Raw genomic sequence first — 16,269 nt, forward strand, 5'->3', positions numbered from 1 at the left:
GGGGGCGGTTCAGGCGGCGGGCTGTTCGGCGAGCGCCGCCTCCGCGTCGTGGCGCTGGATCCAGGAGGTGTCCGCGACGAGCGCCTTCAACTCCTGGCCGGACTGTTTGCGGGCCCGCAGACCGGACGGGCCGCCGCCCAGGCTGCGAGCCGCTGTCGCGGCCGCCCAACTGGACCTGTGCGGTGTGGGCCAGGCAGACCGTCTCGTACCGCCGCAGTGCCGCGGCGATGTCCTGCGGACTCGGGGTCTCCCCCACATCGGCGAGGCAGGCCAGGACGACGGCGTCCTCGATGACCTGGGCGGCGCCCTGCCCGTGATGCGGAAGCATCGGGTGGGCCGCGTCACCGAGGAGCGTGGTGCGCGCCGTGCTCCAGCGGGTCAGCGGCTCGCGGCGAGAGTTGTCAGGAATTCAGATAGGCGAGGACGGCGAGAACGCGGCGGTTGTCGTCGTCGGACGGTACGAGATCGAGTTTCGTGAAGACATTCGATGTGTGCTTGGTGACGACCTTCTCGCTGACACCGAGCCGCCCGGCGATGGCGGCGTTGGAGCGGCCCTCCGCCACCAGTCCGAGCACGTCCCGTTCCCGGGCGGTGAGCCTGCCCAGGGGGGCGTCGGAGGCGTTGCCCGCCAGGAGTTTCGCCACCACATCGGGGTCCATCGCACTGCCGCCGGCGGCCACCCGGCGTACGCAGTCGATGAACTGACGGCTGTCGAAGACGCGGTCCTTCAGCAGATAGCCGACCCCGCCCGAACCGTCTGCCAGCAGCTCACGGGCGTAGAGCTGTTCCACGTACTGCGAGAGCACGAGCACCGGGAGGCCCGGGATCCGGCTGCGCGCCTCGATGGCGGCGCGCAGGCCCTCGTCGGTGAAGGTGGGCGGGAGCCGTACGTCGACGAGCGCGATGTCCGGCCGGTGTTCGATCAGGGCGTCCAGGAGTGCGGGGCCGTTGTCCACGGCGGCAACGATCTCGAATCCATGGGCGGTCAGGAGGCGCACGAGGCCTTCCCTCAGAAGGAAGAGGTCTTCGGCGAGAACAATGCGCACGGGATCTCCATCGTCGCCATCGTCGGTCCGCCCTGAGGGCTGTTCACGGCAAGTATTCCGTCGAATGCGGCAATGCGGCTCTCAATTCCGCTCAGCCCCGTTCCCGCGGATGCCGCAGCGCCACCCACCCCGTCGTCGGTCATGCTGATGCGCAGGGCGTCCACGTCGTGCCTGATGTCGATCCATACCCGCCCGGCCTTCGCGTGTTTCGCCACATTCGTGAGCAGTTCACTGACGGCGAAGTACGCGGCGGACTCGACGGGGGCGTCCAGTCGGCCGGGCAGGTCGACGACCACGTCGACAGGGAGCGGACTGTCCAGTGCCAGGGCCCGTACGGCGTCTCCCAGACCCCGGTCGGAGAGGACCGGCGGATGGATTCCCCGCACGAGGTCGCGCAGTTCGCTCAGCGCCTTGGAGGACGAGTCCCTGGTCTCCATCAACAGGGCGCGCGCCGCCTCGGGGTTGGAGTCCAGGAGCTGTTCGACGGCATCGAGGTTCATGCCCATCGCGACGAGCCTGGCCTGCGCCCCGTCGTGGAGGTCGCGCTCGATCCTGCGGAGCTCCGCCGCCTGACTGTCGACGACGGCGCCCCGGGTACGGGTCAAGTGGCCTACCCGCGCGGCGAGTTCGATGCTCGGGCGAGGGCCGAGCAGGGTGCGGGTGAAGCGGGCGTGGGCCGTGAGCAGTTTGGGTCCTGTCCACAGTCCCAGCCCGATGAACCCCATGCCGACGAGGGGCATCAGCCAGGTACGCAGACCGGTTTCGCCGTGCACATGAATCAGTCCTGCGTAGTGGTCGTCGTATCCGGCCGACACGAGGCCGTCCCAGACGAACGGGAAGACCAAGCCCTCCAGTCCGTAGACGAGCAGCGCCGCCGGCATGAGGGCGAGAACGGTGCCGACGACGGGGTCGGCGACCGTCCACAGCATGTCCCGCCAGGTGGCAGGGTCGGAGAGGAGCTGCCTGCAGCGCCGCCACCGGCCGAAGAAGCCGGGCTCCCCGGGCGGCAGTTCACCGTACGGCTCGGCGATCCGGACCCCCGACCAGGCGTGGGCCAGCCTGCGGGACCGGTTCGCCAGTTTCCGTACGGCGACCACGACCAGTGGCAGGAGCAGGACGCCCACGCCGAGGCCGAGATAGACCAGGGAGATCACCATCAGGACGAACAGGGCGAGCTGAGGCACCTTCTGCGCCACCAGGGCCAGCCCCCGCAGCGGCGGCTGCCAGAGCTTGGGCGGTGCGGCTGTCGTCATCCGGGCCTCCTCGGTGCGGAACCTCTTGATCCCTGCAGGCATCAGTCTGTCCCGCGACCGCTCCAGGAACATGGGGCCTGCCCCCCTTTTCCAGGGGGGACCTAGGTCCCCCTGGCCGGATGCCTGGTCGGAGGAGGCCCTGCGCAAGGACCGCGCCCGGGGTGGGCCAGGGGTCAGCGAGGGACGGCTTCGACGAGCGCGGCCCTGGCTCCCCGGTGGATGTCGACGGTGTCGAAACCGCCCCGCTCCAGCAGGGCACGCCACTGCGACTCGGTGCGCTCCCGACCGCCGAGCAGCACCAGCATGTGCAGGTCGAGCAGCGCGGCCGGGTGCCGGGCCGTTGCCGCCGCCGACATCGGCGACGCTGCCGACCGCGCTCCAGATTCCAGGAGTGGCAGGAGGCGCGGGGGCACCAGACCCGCCTGGCCCTTGTTGAAGGTGGGGGCGGCCTCGGGGTGGGCGGCGAGCCACTCGACGTACGGGCTGCCGTAGACCTCGTCGAAGCCGGCCGCCCGGTGTGCAGCCCGTGGGTCGCGGCTGCCTCGTACGCCTCGCCGGCCATCAGGCTGGAGGGATGGGAGAGGGAGCCGGGGGTGTCGGTATCCGGCACAGCGCTCACCACGAGAGACACCGGGCCGTGGGCCTCTCATCGTCCTTCGCCTGCGAGCGCGAGCCGGCCGTCCCGTTGCTGTGGCGCCCAACGGCTCCTGGCCGGCTCGCTGAAACCCGGAACGGGGCCGGTGACCCGGCCCCGCTTCCTTCTGGGCATCAGTGAGCGTTGCGCCCGACATCAGATGGCGTCGAGCTCCACTTCCTCGTAGACCCGCTGCCACCAGGTGGCAATGTCGTCCCTGAAAGCATCCGGGTCCTGGGCGCGAAGCCCGTCCCTGATCTTCAGCCCGAAGGCGACCCGTGCTGCTTCGGCCGGGTCGTCCTCCTCCTCGGGATCGTCCGGCTCCAGATCGTCGAAGTCGTCGAGGTGCTCGCTTCGGTGGTCCCACGCCGCCAGGGCGTCGAGGAACGCGAGCAGCGAGCTGTTGACGAAACGGGGTTCGGGGAGGGAAGGGTCCGGGATCACGACCCGCCCCTCCTCGTCGAGTACGTACTCCAGTGCGTGCGAGGACTCGTGCCGGCCGAGTCGCCAGTACGGACCCTCGCCCGCCTTCGGCGTCACCCGGGTGAACGCGGCGCCCTGCTCGGACGGGTAGAACATCCCGTACACCTCGTTCGGCAGACCATAGGTACGGGCCACCTCCAGAGCCTCACGCACGGGCTGCGGCCACTCGCCCGCCGACGCGACCGCGCCCGCGTCCAGATCGAGGATGCCCTCCTCGTCCCAGGACTCGGGTGTCAGCCACTGCAGTACGTACTCCACTGGACATTCCCTTCGACATATGCGCTTACGGTGCGCCGCACAGGACCGGAACAGACGAAAGGCGCTCGGCCGGGCCACCCCCGGACGAGCGCCTCCGTCGTTCGTTCATCCTCGCAGTCGGCCCGACCGCCTCAGAAGTCCGGTCCACTGCTCCTCCGCCTCGGAGCCGGTGAGGTGTATGTAGCGCGGCCCTGCCACCCACTCCAGGAAGAACGTGGTGAAGTCGTCGGCCGCTTTCTCGAAGACGGACGACATCCACCATTCGACCCCGGTGTCGGGGAAGTGGAAGACCGCCCCCGTCGACCGGTTGACGAAGAACGGTTCGTCGGAGACGACACCGGGGCAGAACCATTCCTTGCGGCCGAGGCCGGCCTCGGCACCCTCGACCGGGTCCGCGTAGAACTGCATGCTGTCGACCGTCGCCGCGTCGAACACGGTGACGTCTCCGCACGTGGCCCCGTCGCACACGGCAAGGAACTCCCGGAACCAGTCCGGCAGGCCGGCTCCGATTCCTTCTGGCCGAGCCCCGGCGGGAAGCGAATTCATCATGCTCCACTCATTTCGCGTGGCAGCAGTGGAGCGCAATTCGTCCACCACCCGCCGGAGTTCGGCATTCACCTTGCATTTCCTACCATTCGATCTTGATCTTGATGGGAGTGACGTTCTGCGCACATCCGGACCTCTGGAATACTGCCCTTCAGGGTGCGTGACCTGCACCATCGGCAATGCGACGTCCGCGTCACCCATGTCCCGGCACAGGCCCGCTTCTACCGTGGCACCGCGGCGGATGCGGTTGATCTCGGCGGCGATCGCACGCCCCTCATCATGTCGGCGACCCCTTGTCCAGGCGAGAGGATCTAAGATTCACCCCGCGAGAACCCCAACCAGGTCACTCCTCACGCGTGGGATCGGACTGCCCCCGTCACGGACCTGACCGTGGACAACAGGCCGACATCCTGAGTTCGCCCTCAATTTTCCGGGTGCTGGTTTGGCGATCCGGGGAGAAATCTAGATTCGGCCGAATGAGAACGGTGGGGAGCGTGGTCCGGGTATGGACGCGACGGGGCATGTGGGGTTCCGTGCTGCTCTCGGCGGGCGCGTGGGGCGCTGGTGCGTTGCCGCAAGGCGTGCGGGACGGCGTGTGGGGAGCACCGGGCCCGCTCGTCACAGCGGTGGGTGCGACGGCGGCGTATGCCGGACTCGGGCTGCTGGTGTGGGCCTGGTGGCAGCTGGGCACGCTGTTGCGCGCCGGTGCGGTGATGAGCCGGAGGCAGCGGTGGAGCACGCTGGGATGCTGGGCTTTGCCTCTGCTGCCCGCGCCGTTGCTGTTCAGCACTGACGTCTACAGCTACATGGCCCAAGGTGCCCTGGCCCTGCGCGGCTGGAATGTCTACGAGGTCGGCCCGGCGGCACTGGGCGGCCCGCTCGCCGCCAATGTCCCGGAGATGTGGCGGGACGCACCGTCCCCGTACGGGCCGGTGTCCGTGCTGGTGAGCCAAGGCGTGGTATCGGTGACCGGGGAGCATCACGTGGTCGCCGCGGCCGTGGGGCTTCGGCTGGTGGCGCTCGCCGGGCTGGCCCTACTGGCGTGGTCGGTGCAGCGGCTGGCGGAGCAGACGGGCGCCGACGGTGGAGGGGCCTGGTGGGCGGCGCCGCTCAATCCGTTGGTGTTGGCGCATGTGGTGGGCGGGGCGCACAACGAGGCGCTGATGGTCGGCCTGATAATGGCCGGTTTCGTGGCCTTTCGCTTCGGGCGATGGGGTCTGGGCGCTGCGGTGCTGGTGTTGGCCGTGCTGGTGAAGGCCCCCGCCGCGGTGGCATTGGGGTGTGCCGCGATGGTGGCGGTGGCCGCACAGTCGGGCTGGCGACGGCGCTGCGGTCGCGCCCTGGGGATCGCCCTGGTGGCCGGCGGGACGCTGTGGCTGGGTGTGGCCCTGTGCGGGCAGGGCTGGGGGTGGCTGCGGACCGTGCGTACGCCGACCGAGGTGTACACGCTGCTGTCGGTGAGTACGGACGTGGGCCGAGTGCTGGAGTGGACCGCGACCGCGGTGGGATGGAACGCGGCGCCGGGGGCGGTGACCGCGGCACGTACGGTCGGGACGCTGGCGGGGCTGGGCGCGGTGGTGTTCTGCATAGGGCGTGCTCCCCGGTACGGGGCGGAACGCGCTGCGGCGATGGGGTTGTTGGCCCTGGTGATCTGTGCTCCCGCATTGCAGGTGTGGTACCTGCTGTGGGGCGGGGTGCCGCTGGCTGTGGTGGCGTGGCGCACTCTGGCGGATGCCCGGGCGAAGGGGGCGGTGGTCGCTCTGCTCCTGCTGGTGCTGCCCGCGGGCCGGGGGCCCACCTGGACCTATGCGGTCGCCGCCGCCATCGGGGGGTCGGTGGCCATGGTGTACCTGGCATGGACAGCTCAGCGAAGTCGGGAGCGGGCAGCCCTGGCCATGACCGGATCCGCCGAAACAAGCCGGCTCCCGGCGCCTTCACCCTGATGGTGGCGTGAAGACGGCACGCCTGCCGGCAGAGGTCCTCCGGCCGGGGCTTCCCGGGCATTCACCCGCGATCGAGCGAAGTTGGAGCGCACAGCCATGACAACCGCCGTGGACGACAACGCCGTTCCGCCAAGTGGCCGAGAACCGCAGGACCCACAGCTTCGGTGGCCACCACTGCCGGCGGTGCGGACCGCGTTGGCCCGCCGAGCGACATGGGTGCTGGCCGTGAGTTCCCTGGTGATGCTGCTGCTGGTGTGGATCCCCGCCTGCACCCGTTCCGGCATGGTGGATCTACGGGTCTACCGCACCGGTTCCACCCATCTGCTCTCCGGCGACCTGTACGCCTTCCGGCTCGACCTGCCCGGCCCCGACATCTTCCCTCTGCCCTTCACCTACCCCCCGTTCGCCGCTGCCCTCTTCCTTCCCCTCTCCGCGCTCCCGTTCCCGCTGGCGGCCGCCGTCTGGACCACGGCCTCGCTCCTGGCTCTGGTCGCCTTCGTTCACGGCAGCCTGCGCCTCGCCGCCCCGGACACACCTCCCGAGCAGCACCGGCAGCGGGTACTGCTGTGGAGCGCCGCCCTCATGTGGACCGAACCGGTCACCACCACACTCGCCTTCGGGCAGATCAATCTGCTGCTCGCGGCCTTGGTCGTCCTCGCTGTCCAGCAGCGCCCGGCAGCCGCGGCGGGATTCGGTGTCGGAATCGCCGCCGCGATCAAGCTGACCCCGGCGGTCACCGGTCTCTACTTCCTCATCCGCAGGCGCTGGACAGCTGCCATGTGGTCGGCCGTGGCGTTCTTCGCCGCGGCGGCGACCGGATGGTGGCTGGCGCCAGGGCCCTCCCGCGACTTCTGGCTCCATGCGGTGGGCGATGCCGCACGGGTCGGCCCCGTCGGGTCCGGGCTCAACCAGTCATTGCGCGGGGCGCTTTCGCGCTCCCTCGGCCACGATGTGGGCACGTCCGCCCCATGGTGTACGGCAACCGCCCTGGTGGGCGTGCTGGCACTCTTCGCCGTGGTGCGCGGCGCACAGCGCTCCGACCGGCTCGCCTGCCTCCTCGCGGTGCAGGTCTTCGGCCTCCTCGCCAGCCCCATCTCGTGGTCCCACCACTGGGTCTGGGCCCTCCCCGCCCTGTTCTGGCTCCTCCACACCCCGCACCGCACCCGTTGGCGCGCAGCCGCTCAGGCCGCCTGGGCGACGACACTGCCCTGCCACCTCGCTTTCTGGCTGGTACAACTCCACCCCCGGATCACCTCGCTCGACTACCCATGGGCTCTCGCTGTGCTCGGCTGGGCCTACCCCGTGTGCGCACTGCTCACCCTCGTGGCTCTGACCTCTGCAACCGCCCCTTCCCCGGCTTCCCCGCGCGCCGGGGAAGCCGGCAGGCCACAGTCACTCTTCCGGGTAATAACTGCCGGGCGAGGTTCGAAGTAGCATCGACGGGTTCGGCGCCGGGCCGTGCTCCTGCCCGGGAAGGTTCACCGATCGGCTCGTCGAACTGCTCGGGCGTCCGCCGCGGCCCCTGGACGCGCCTGTCGAGCAAGGGCACGTGGGCCCTCGCCCGGCGGCGCAGGCGGCGTTGCTGGAGGGAGTGCCGAAGGGTGCGACAGGTCGGACAGCAGCGTGCCGAGGACGGTCTCCTCCTCGACGCGGACACCCAGTTCTGCGAGAGCGCGGGGCAGATCCGAGTCCCAGGAAGCCTCGGTCGGTCGGCCGGTGAGGGGCGGACCGCCGACGCCCGCGCGCACCGCGTCACGGTAGTCGGCGGCGGTGAAGCGCCAGGGACGCCAGGGAACATGGCGCATCAGTGCTGAGGCGATGCGCATCCCACCCCAGTCGAAGTCACCGTGGTAGTAGAGGGTTGTTCCGAGTGCGTGCAGGTGGCGGAGGAGCGTGAGGGCGGCAGCGGACGGCTGGCCCTGCAGGCACACGAGGGGCGCGGACCGCGGGCCGTGCGTCTCGGCCGCGGCCGCGAGCACGGCAGGGTTCTCACACATCCGGACCGCCGGGGTCGGAGCAGCGGGGAGACAGCGAGTCAGTTGTCGCAGGGTCAGTACTGCCGGCTCACCCTCATCGGCCATCCAGTCAAGGGCAGGTGTGCCGCGCAGGTTCAGGGTGAGGACGGTCGAGGAGAGTTCGTCACGGAGCAGGCCGGCCGACGCCCATGCCTGCCTCCGCCACTCAGCTCCCGTACCGTCCGGAAAACCAGTGACGGACCGGACACCGGACAGCGTGAGCGTGGCGAGCGGGGTCCCGTCGTCCAGAGCGTGAGCGCCGCCGAGGACGCGGGCCGAGAAGGCGGGAAGAGACACCGGTTCCTCCGAAGGGAGGGCGCACAGTGCGGTGGCGACCTGACCGAGCAGCGCACGGGCCGCGGCCGGGGTACGGGCGAGGCGCCGTACCAGGCCGTCGCCGCGGAGCCGGTCGGCCCATGCGTCGAGGGCGGAATTCCGGTTCGCGAGGACGTCGAGCGGGGCATACGCGTCCCGCCAGGCCTGCTCCTCGGCCTCACGTGCCGGGCCGAGCAGGACGACCGGCCCGGTGAGCGCTGTCACAGCCGCTTCCAGGCCTCCGGGGCTGATGCCCGAACGGCGCAGGAGCGCGTCGACCGCTTCGAGCCGCACGGTCAGGGAGCGACCGCGCCCCGGGATACGGCCCAGCAGGCGTTCGGCGGCTGCCCGCTGGTCCTCGGTCGGCGCGCTGAGCACGACCGGGCCGGTGAGCGGCTGCCCGCGTTCCAGTCGGCGTCGCACACGCCCGACCAACCAGGCGAGCCCGGGATCGCCCAGCAGGCGGTGCAGCCGGGGAATGTCGGCCGGGGACGCGGATGCCGGCTTCACGGTTGCCGTCCCGGTCCTGTCGACGCCTCGGCACGCGGTCCGGAAATAGTGCTCTCGGCCCGTACGGGGTCCTGGCGGCGCGTCCGCCTGGTGCCGTCCCACTCCCAGCGCGTGACGAGGACCGCCGCCACCTCGTCGATCCGCGACAGCTGGGCGATCGCGATCCCGGGCACCTGCGGATAGCAGGCCCACTCCCGTTCACTGGTCATCACCACGTCGAGGTCGAAGGCGTGCAGCAGCCCCAGGCACTTGGCGCGCGAATCGTCGTCCACCCCGGCGAACGCCTCGTCGAGGGTGACCAGGCGCGGAGCGTGGGGACTGCCCGCGCTGGCGTAGTGCGAGGAAGCCGCGGCGAAGAGGGGCACGCAGACGGCAAGGACCCGCTCGCCTCCCGAGGCCGGTCCGGTTGCGGGGACCCAGCGCCCGTGCTGGTGCCGCTCGACAGCGAACTCGTGCCAGGATCGATAGTCGAGTGCGGCCGTGAGGTGTTCGAGCCAGCTGCCGGAGGTATCGTCGGTCTGCTGTCGGGCGATCTGCTCCTGGAGGAACTCGCCGACGGCCGCCCGGTCCTCGGGAGTCCAGGCGTCGGCCGACTGCCGCAGCCGTTCCCTGGCCCGGCCAAGACCGGAGGGCGCCTTGCGAGAGGCCCGCCACACCAGGCGCAGCTTCATGCCGGTGGAGGTGGGACGGTCTTCCAGTTCGGCGTTCATGTCCCGCACCTGCCGTTCCGCGGCGCCGATCAACTCCTGGAGGGTGCCGGCGACTTCGGTGATCAGGTGCGTTTCGAGAATCTCCCGTTCCCTCGCGGACAGGATGCGGGTGAGTTCCGCCACCTCGGTGGCCAGCGCCTCGGCGAGTTCCGGTACACCTCGTTCTCGGCCCTGGTAGACGATGTCGACGACCATGCCGTCCTCCACCATCCGGGCCGAGGCGGTGTGCCCGTGCCGGGACAGACTGTCCTGGAGGGTCTTGAGTTCCTCGCTGAGCCGCCGCTGGATCCGTTCCCACGCTCTTTCGGAATCATCGGTCGTCGACAGGTTGGCTTCGATGGCGCGGGCGAGTGCGATGGCGGGGGTGGCCGCCCAGGGACCGTTGTCCATGGCGGGCACGGTGACGTCCGGCAGGGCGACCGCGATCAGGCCGGTGGAGGTGAACCGCTGAAGTGCCGCGATGGCCTCCGCACGCGTCCTGGCCGCTTCCGCGAGGTTCTTCTCCAGCTGTTCGATGTTGCCTTCGGCCTTGCTCGCGGCCTTCTCCGCCTCGGTGTGGCGCCGGCCGGCGAGCCGCTGGTCGGCCTCGCAGGTACGCAACGCCTCGGCGGTCTGCGCGAGCCGTCGCTCGAGTTCGGCGACGGCCGCTCCGACGGTGGAGCGCAGCGTGAGATGACGCTGCTGCGCCGCGGCCGCCTCCTGCCCGGCCTCCTCCGAACGGAGCGCCAGTTCCGTGGCCCGCTCCGCGGCCCGTGCGGCGTCGGCTCCTTCCTCCTCCGCCTGGTGGGCCGCCTCGCCGCGCTCACGCAGGGCCGGCCACAGGGCTGCGAGGAGGGCGGCGAGGGATGTGAGGGTGTCGCGTACCACGGCGAGGCCGGTCCGATCGGCGGGCAGACCGAGATCGGCGGTGGTCTCCGCGAGTTCGGCCGCCGCCTCCGCTGCGCGCTCGGCGGCCTCGGCCATGCCGGCGGCACGGTCCTCACGGCGCGCGCGGGCGCTGCGTACCGTCTCCGCAGCGGCGGTGACCGTGGCGTGTGCCCGGGTGAGAGGGCTCGCGTCCGGCACGTCGGCCAGCTCGGCATCGAGGGTACGGCGTCGGGCTGCGACGGCGTCAGCCCGTGCCACAACGTCCTCCGACTCGCTTTGGAGCCGGGCGAGTTCGGTGCCCAGTTCCTCGATCCGAGCCCGCCGTGCGGCCTCCCGGGCCCCCTCTCCGATGTATTCGGCGGCGGGTTTGGCCCATCGGCCGGTGAGGGCACCGATGCGGAAGTGTCCGTCCATCGCGACCCAGGTGTCCGCGGCGCTGTCCGTTCCTGCGCCGACCGCGGCCAGCAGCCGGGCCACGGTCTCCTCGCCCATGGCCGAGGCCCGGGCGTCCCTGTGGGCCGGCGCCGGGCGGAGCAGCTCCGCGAGCGAGGCGCCGGCGACCGGCCCGGTCGTCGGGCAGAGCAGCACGTCGTGTCCGTCCGCGGCTCGTACGCAGCCGTCCGGCTGCACCCAGGCGTCCAGCAGCCCCGACGCCTCGAGGGCTGCTTCCAGACCGGTGCGCTCCGGTTCCGACAGCCCGTCCTGGAAGTCGACCAGTCGCCACAGTGGCGCTCCCGAAAGGCGCTCACGCAGCCCCGGCGTTCGGGTGGGCGGGGGCTGGGGCGCCCGGCGCCCGCCGGCTTCCAGCGTGTTCAGTTCCTGTCGCACTCGGTCGATCCGGGCAGTCAGCTCCGACCGGCGGCGTGCGGCGTCCGCGGCCTCGTCGGCCAGGAGGGCCGAGGCGGCGCTGTGGGCCCGAGCGGCGTGCACGCGTGCCGGGTTGGGGCCGTCGAGGTGTCCGGTCCACTCCTGGAGCTCGTCCAGGAGGCCGGCCGGGTCGGGGTAGGCGAGTTCGGTCCACGCCCGGGCTCGTTCTCGTACGTCGTCCAGCAGTGCCCTGCCGGTGTCGGCGGCTGCCTGTTCCGCGCGGAAGTGCCCCTGAACTGCCTGGTCGAGGTCTGCGTCGGCTTCGTCGAGGCGTACGGATTCGCGGCGGCGCTCGGCTGCCGTCTGCTCGGCTGCCTCGGCGAGGGTCTCCGCGTGGGCGAGTGTGCGGCGCCGGCGGTCCACCGAATCCTCGATGGCGCGGCGCAGTTCGGGCTCGGGCAGCCGGTCGTCGGCGGGCAGCTCCAGCCGAGCGGCGGTGGCCGCCTCCCGGGCCTGTCGGTAGCTGGTCTCGGCCCGCTGCTCGGCGGTCCGCAGCCGGTTCTCGGCGGCGCCGAGCCGCCCCTGTGCCCGTGTGTGGTCGCGTACAGCCCGGTCCTGGTCGTCCCTGGCCCGGCTCAGGGCGTGGGCGGTGCGGTCCACCGCCTGGGCCGCCTGTTCCAGTTCCCGTGCGTCGCGCATCTCGGGGCCGCCGCGCAAGGCTGTCTCCTGGGCGCGCAGACGCACCTCGGTCTCGGCCAGCACGGCGAGGTGCCGCTCGGTCGCCTCCCGCTCCACCTCGGCCCTCGCGTGCTGGGCCTGTGCCTCGGCCAGGTCCCGCTGGAGGTGTTCGTAGCGGGAGTGCTCGCCGCGCGGGAGCCGGGCGCGACGGCGGGTGGCGACCCTGGCATATCGCCGGTAGTGGTCGAGGAACGTGGCGGCGGCGCGCTCGGCGGCGGAGGCGGCGGCCAGCCCTTCCTTCTCCTCGTCCAGGGACCGGAATGCCTCGGCCACGTCGGCGATGACGGCCTGGTCCATGGGCGGCAGGGCTTCGGTGAGTGCCCTGGAGAGGGCGGCCTCGTTGGGCCGCTTGGACAGCTGGGGCTGGCGGAGCTGGATGAGCAGGTCGACGAGGGCTCCGTAGCGCTGCTCACCGAGACCGAACAGTGCCTCGTCGACGGCTCTGCGGTAGGTCTTGGCCTGGTCGTACACCATGCCGTGTCCTGTGACTGCTTCGGCCAGCCGGTCCCGGGAGAGCGCTGTGCCGGTGGAGTCGAGGAGGCGCAGCACCCCGTCACCGGCGGCCTCCGCGCGGTGGTCGACGCGCAGGCTGGTGACCGCGTACCAGTGGCGGGCGATGCCCCGTCCGCTGACGGCTTTCAGCCCGCACAGCAGCGTACGGAAGTGCTGCTCTCCGCTGGTCTCGTCGACGCGGCCGAACTCGATCCAGGTGTAGCCGAGGCGTTCGGGGTGCGGGTGCTCGCCGCCCAGGAGGAGGTTCCACTCCATCCGTTTGCCGGGGTCGCCGTCCGGTTCGACACGGCGGGAGCCGAGGTCTCCGTCGAGGAGGAAGGGCAGGGTGAGTGCGAGCACCTTGGACTTGCCGGTGCCGTTGTTGCCGCGGAGCAGCAGGCGTCCGTCGCGGAAGTGGAATTCCTCCACGTCGTAGTGGAAGAGGTCGACGAGTCCGATACGCAGGGGCTGCCAGCGCGCCCTCCCCGGGGCGGGCGGTACGGGCGACTGCGGGTACGTGGTCACTGCTGTCTGGCCTTTCGCTGCGCGGGCGGGCGTACGGTGCCTGGTTCGCGTACGACGGCCTCGCCGACCGCGTATCGGGAGAGGGCGGGGCGGGGTGTCACGCCGTCGGCGGTGCGGGAGACGAGCCCGAGGGCGGCGAGCCGCGCGACGGCCTGGCCGACGAGTTCGGTCTCCGTGCCCGGCTCCCGGGCGGACTTGGCCCAGAACGCGCCGTGCGCGGCGGCGAGTTCGCGTACCCGGTGCTCCAGCCGCTCGGCGGTGACGGGGCCGGGCGCGGCGGCCAGGTACTCGGCGAGCAGCAGGGTGACGTGGCCGTGGGTGCCCTGATCCGGCATGCGGACGTCGGTGAGGTCGTCGTCGGGGTCGACCATCGCGATGCCCTCGGCCCGGACTTCGGCGACGAGTCCTGTCAGTTCGGTGATACGAGCGGTGAGGAAGCCGCGCTGCCGGGTCAGATAGCCGAGTTCGGCGTCGGTCAGCTCGTCGTAGTAGAGGACGGGGTCGTCCAGGAGGCGGCGGGTCAGGGACCACCGCATGGCGCGGAAGCGCAGCTCGTCGCTGTCGAGGGCGGTCTCGGCGACGAGTTCGTCCAGCCGGTCCTCAAGGGTCTCGGCGTGCACGGTGGAGGGGCCCCGGCGGGTGGCGAGCAGCCCGGCCAGTACCCGCCGCTCGACGTCGTACAGTACGTCCCCGGCACCCTTGACGTACGCCTCCTCGTCGCCCGCGACCCGCCGTAGCACTCCGAGGCTCAGCAGGAGCCGTACGACGGCGGCGAGGTCGAGACGCTCGTCACGGCGGTCCAGCGTGAACTGGACACCCGCCCGGCTGAGTTGGGGGTCGGCCGCGTCGAGGACAACCTGGTCGGCGAGGCGGCCGAGTGCGATCTGCGCCTCACCTCGCTCCAGGGCGGCGAGCGCAAGGCAGAGCAGGACGTACCGGCGGCGGGTGAAGGGGACGGCGGCACGGTTGGCCTCGCGCGCAGGGTGGGTGGGATCGGTGAGGACGCCGGGAACCTTGCGCAGCCGGGCGGCCTCGGCGTCCACGTGGAGGGACCAGCCGGTGTTGCGGTCGAACCAGTTGCGCAGTTCGGAGGCGTGGCGGCGGACGAGGCGGAACTCGTCGGCGTGCCGGCCGCGGGCGAGCAGGAGGGGCTGCTTCAGCAGCGCGCGGGCGGCTTTGCGCAGGTCGGCGGCGTGCTGTCCGTCGAGAACCTCGGCAAGCGCTGTGGTCATGACGTGTGGCCTCCGTCCGTCAGGTCGACGATCTCGATGAGGTGGTCCGGCCCTCGGAAGGTGCCGGAGGACGTCCGGATCTGCGCAGGCGGGCTGTCCGTGAGGGCGGTGAGCCGGATCTCCATGGAGCCGTCGTTGCTGGTGGCCACGGTGTGCCGCATACCGGGCCGCCAGGTGGCGAGGGCGTCGCCGAGCAGCTGGAGGAAGAGCGCGAAGGACGTCGGGTCGAGCTCGCCGAGCTCGGAGAGGCGGGTGATTTTCTCGGTGACGAGCCGGGCGCGGGCCGCGGCGGTCTCGGCGGCCTGTTTGGCGGCCACCTGGGCGAGGTGGCGGCGGCGCTCCTGCCGGTCCTCGACCCTGCGGGGCTTGCCGCGCCGCTCGTAGCTGCCGGTGCGGCGCAGTTGGGGACTGATCCGCAGGGGCTCGGCCGCCGCCCAGGGCGTGGCGGCGGACACCGGCCGGGCGGCGCGGGCCTCGAGGGTGTCGGCGTCGACGGTGAGGTGCCGTGCGGGGTGGAGTCCGAAAGCGGTGCGCCAGAGCCGGTGCCGGGAGTCGTCGTCGGGGGCCTCGGCGAACCAGCGGGCGAGTGTCCGGAAGTCGGCGGACCGGTCGGAGCGCCCGGCCCGGCGCTCGCCCAGGGCCCGTACGACGGCCAGCAGTTGGGGAATCGCTCCGAGCGCCCGACCGCGCAGCAGCCGGGCCTGCGACTCGCGCCCGTCTCTGCTGATGAACCATGCCCCGAGCCCGTCCCAGCGTCCGGCCCACCGCACGTACGCCTCCTGCTCGGCTTGCCCGGCCTCCTCGGGCGTGGCGTCGGCGGCCTCACGTGCGGCGGCTGCCCGCAGCAGGACGTCGATGCGGCCGTCCGCCTCCAGGCTCAGGATGAGCTGGGCGATGCGCCCACCGAGGGTGATCAGGTCCTGGATGAACCGCTCCAGGTACTGGATGAGCCGGTCCTTGTAGGCAAGGAACGCCTGCTCCTCCACCTCGTGCAGGTCGATCGTGCGCTGCAGCGATCCCATGAACGCGCGGGCATTGTCGGCGAGAGCTCCGAAGCGGCTGGCCAGTGCGTCGAGCGCCAGATGGGTCTTCGCGGGGTCGGGCGACTGGTCGGCGGCGAGGACGAGAAGGGCCCGCAACTGGGTGACGATGTCGTGCAGCGCGACGGCCTGGAGGGCGCCGCGCCGGCCGAGCGCCGCGTCATATCCGGCGAGGGCCTCCTCAGCCGCTTCTCCCGCCCGGGTGAGCTGGTAGATGAACCGCTTGCGGTAGAAGTCCTCGACGGCGGTGACGCGGGCGGTGTCGGGGTCGGCGCGCAGGTTCCCCCACCCGACGAGGCTGTCCAGCGCCTTGGCCACGGTGTCCAGGTCGGCCGGACGTTCGACGGCGGGCAGCGCGGCGTGTACGTCCTCGGGACGCAGATGGACGGCGAACCGCTCCTTGGCGTCGACAAACGCTCTCATCACCTGCCGGTAGAGCGCTGTGTTCGGCACGCTGAGATGGGCGAAGGGGCTGTATGCGTCGGGCCGGGGCTCCGGGGCGGTGGCGCTGTCGGTCATCAACGCTCATTGTGTCCTGTGTCGGGGTTCCGCGCGGTAGGAGTCCGAGGATCTGGCTCGACCGGGTTCCCGCAGTGCGGCCGCCTCGAACGGCTGCCCAGCCTCCCCTCGCAGGGCGGTGTCTCTCACGCCGCCGTACAGCGGGACGGAGTCGTCGGATGCCGCTGACGGCGTCACCACCGTGGGCAGTGGTTCGACGGTGGGTCATGACCTGGGCGACCCCTCGCCCGGCCCGGTAGCGGTCCTCCCCCAGGACGACCGCCGGCGCGCCCTCGCCCGGATACCGCACGCGGTTCCTCACCAGCGCCGGCCGCTCCCGGCCCGCTACGGCGTCCT

The 16,269-nt window shown here is 71.6% G+C and carries 12 protein-coding genes; 2 read left to right on the plus strand and 10 right to left on the minus strand.

The annotated features are described in order from the left end of the window. Positions 1-9 precede the first annotated feature (9 nt). From AB0I23_RS26715 to AB0I23_RS26745, 6 genes are all read right to left on the minus strand, one after another. On the minus strand, positions 10-258 hold the full coding sequence (locus AB0I23_RS26715; RefSeq protein ID WP_359112964.1) for a hypothetical protein: 249 nt from the start codon (positions 256-258) through the stop codon (positions 10-12). Positions 259-401: 143 nt separating this feature from the next. Continuing rightward, a complete protein-coding gene (locus tag AB0I23_RS26725) occupies positions 402-1,046 on the minus strand; it encodes a response regulator transcription factor (protein WP_359112966.1) in 645 nt (214 codons plus the stop codon). After that, positions 1,010-2,299 carry a sensor histidine kinase gene (locus AB0I23_RS26730; RefSeq protein WP_359112967.1) on the minus strand — a complete coding sequence of 430 codons (1,290 nt, stop codon included), beginning with the start codon at positions 2,297-2,299 and terminating at the stop codon, positions 1,010-1,012. The genes AB0I23_RS26725 and AB0I23_RS26730 overlap by 37 nt, the downstream gene beginning before the upstream one ends. Positions 2,300-2,472: 173 nt before the next feature. Continuing rightward, on the minus strand, positions 2,473-2,949 hold the full coding sequence (locus tag AB0I23_RS26735) for a hypothetical protein (protein ID WP_359112969.1): 477 nt from the start codon (positions 2,947-2,949) through the stop codon (positions 2,473-2,475). 140 nt (positions 2,950-3,089) lie between these two features. Continuing rightward, positions 3,090-3,674, minus strand: a complete 585-nt coding sequence (locus AB0I23_RS26740) for an SUKH-4 family immunity protein (protein ID WP_359112970.1) — start codon at positions 3,672-3,674, stop codon at positions 3,090-3,092. A 105-nt stretch (positions 3,675-3,779) separates the two neighbouring features. Then, positions 3,780-4,223 (minus strand): hypothetical protein, encoded by a 444-nt coding sequence (locus tag AB0I23_RS26745; protein WP_359112972.1) that lies wholly within the window; start codon positions 4,221-4,223, stop codon positions 3,780-3,782. A 473-nt stretch (positions 4,224-4,696) separates the two neighbouring features. On the opposite strand from AB0I23_RS26745, the gene mptB reads away from it, so the two are divergent. Next, positions 4,697-6,163 (plus strand): polyprenol phosphomannose-dependent alpha 1,6 mannosyltransferase MptB, encoded by a 1,467-nt coding sequence (gene mptB / locus AB0I23_RS26750; RefSeq protein ID WP_359112974.1) that lies wholly within the window; start codon positions 4,697-4,699, stop codon positions 6,161-6,163. A gap of 225 nt (positions 6,164-6,388) precedes the next feature. Then, positions 6,389-7,597, plus strand: coding sequence for a glycosyltransferase 87 family protein (locus AB0I23_RS26755; RefSeq protein WP_359112976.1), 1,209 nt, complete (start codon positions 6,389-6,391; stop codon positions 7,595-7,597). Positions 7,598-7,641: 44 nt separating this feature from the next. Here AB0I23_RS26755 and AB0I23_RS26760 read toward each other — a convergent pair whose 3' ends face one another. From AB0I23_RS26760 to AB0I23_RS26775, 4 genes are read right to left on the minus strand one after another with little or no spacing between them, the layout of a single operon-like run. Beyond that, entirely contained in the window at positions 7,642-9,003 is a 1,362-nt protein-coding gene (locus AB0I23_RS26760) for a TIGR02679 family protein (protein WP_359112978.1), read from the minus strand. After that, entirely contained in the window at positions 9,000-13,142 is a 4,143-nt protein-coding gene (locus AB0I23_RS26765) for a TIGR02680 family protein (protein ID WP_359112980.1), read from the minus strand. The genes AB0I23_RS26760 and AB0I23_RS26765 overlap by 4 nt, the downstream gene beginning before the upstream one ends. Further along, a complete protein-coding gene (locus AB0I23_RS26770; RefSeq protein ID WP_359112982.1) occupies positions 13,139-14,374 on the minus strand; it encodes a TIGR02678 family protein in 1,236 nt (411 codons plus the stop codon). Before AB0I23_RS26770 ends, AB0I23_RS26765 begins: the two co-directional genes overlap by 4 nt. After that, entirely contained in the window at positions 14,371-15,933 is a 1,563-nt protein-coding gene (locus AB0I23_RS26775; RefSeq protein WP_359112984.1) for a TIGR02677 family protein, read from the minus strand. The genes AB0I23_RS26770 and AB0I23_RS26775 overlap by 4 nt, the downstream gene beginning before the upstream one ends. Positions 15,934-16,269 lie beyond the last annotated feature (336 nt).

Origin of the sequence: Streptomyces atratus (assembly GCF_040655115.1) — a bacterium.
Taxonomy (GTDB): Bacteria; Actinomycetota; Actinomycetes; order Streptomycetales; family Streptomycetaceae; genus Streptomyces; species Streptomyces atratus_D.

What these genes read in the sequence shown, in the direction of transcription:
- AB0I23_RS26715 (WP_359112964.1), bottom strand. Translation starts at nt 258, where the DNA reads ATGTGGGGGAGACCCCGAGTCCGCAGGACATCGCCGCGGCACTGCGGC.
- AB0I23_RS26730 (WP_359112967.1), bottom strand. Translation starts at nt 2,299, where the DNA reads ATGACGACAGCCGCACCGCCCAAGCTCTGGCAGCCGCCGCTGCGGGGG.
- AB0I23_RS26735 (WP_359112969.1), bottom strand. Translation starts at nt 2,949, where the DNA reads ATGAGAGGCCCACGGCCCGGTGTCTCTCGTGGTGAGCGCTGTGCCGGA.
- AB0I23_RS26745 (WP_359112972.1), bottom strand. Translation starts at nt 4,223, where the DNA reads ATGATGAATTCGCTTCCCGCCGGGGCTCGGCCAGAAGGAATCGGAGCC.
- mptB (WP_359112974.1), top strand. Translation starts at nt 4,697, where the DNA reads ATGAGAACGGTGGGGAGCGTGGTCCGGGTATGGACGCGACGGGGCATG.
- AB0I23_RS26770 (WP_359112982.1), bottom strand. Translation starts at nt 14,374, where the DNA reads ATGACCACAGCGCTTGCCGAGGTTCTCGACGGACAGCACGCCGCCGAC.
- AB0I23_RS26775 (WP_359112984.1), bottom strand. Translation starts at nt 15,933, where the DNA reads ATGACCGACAGCGCCACCGCCCCGGAGCCCCGGCCCGACGCATACAGC.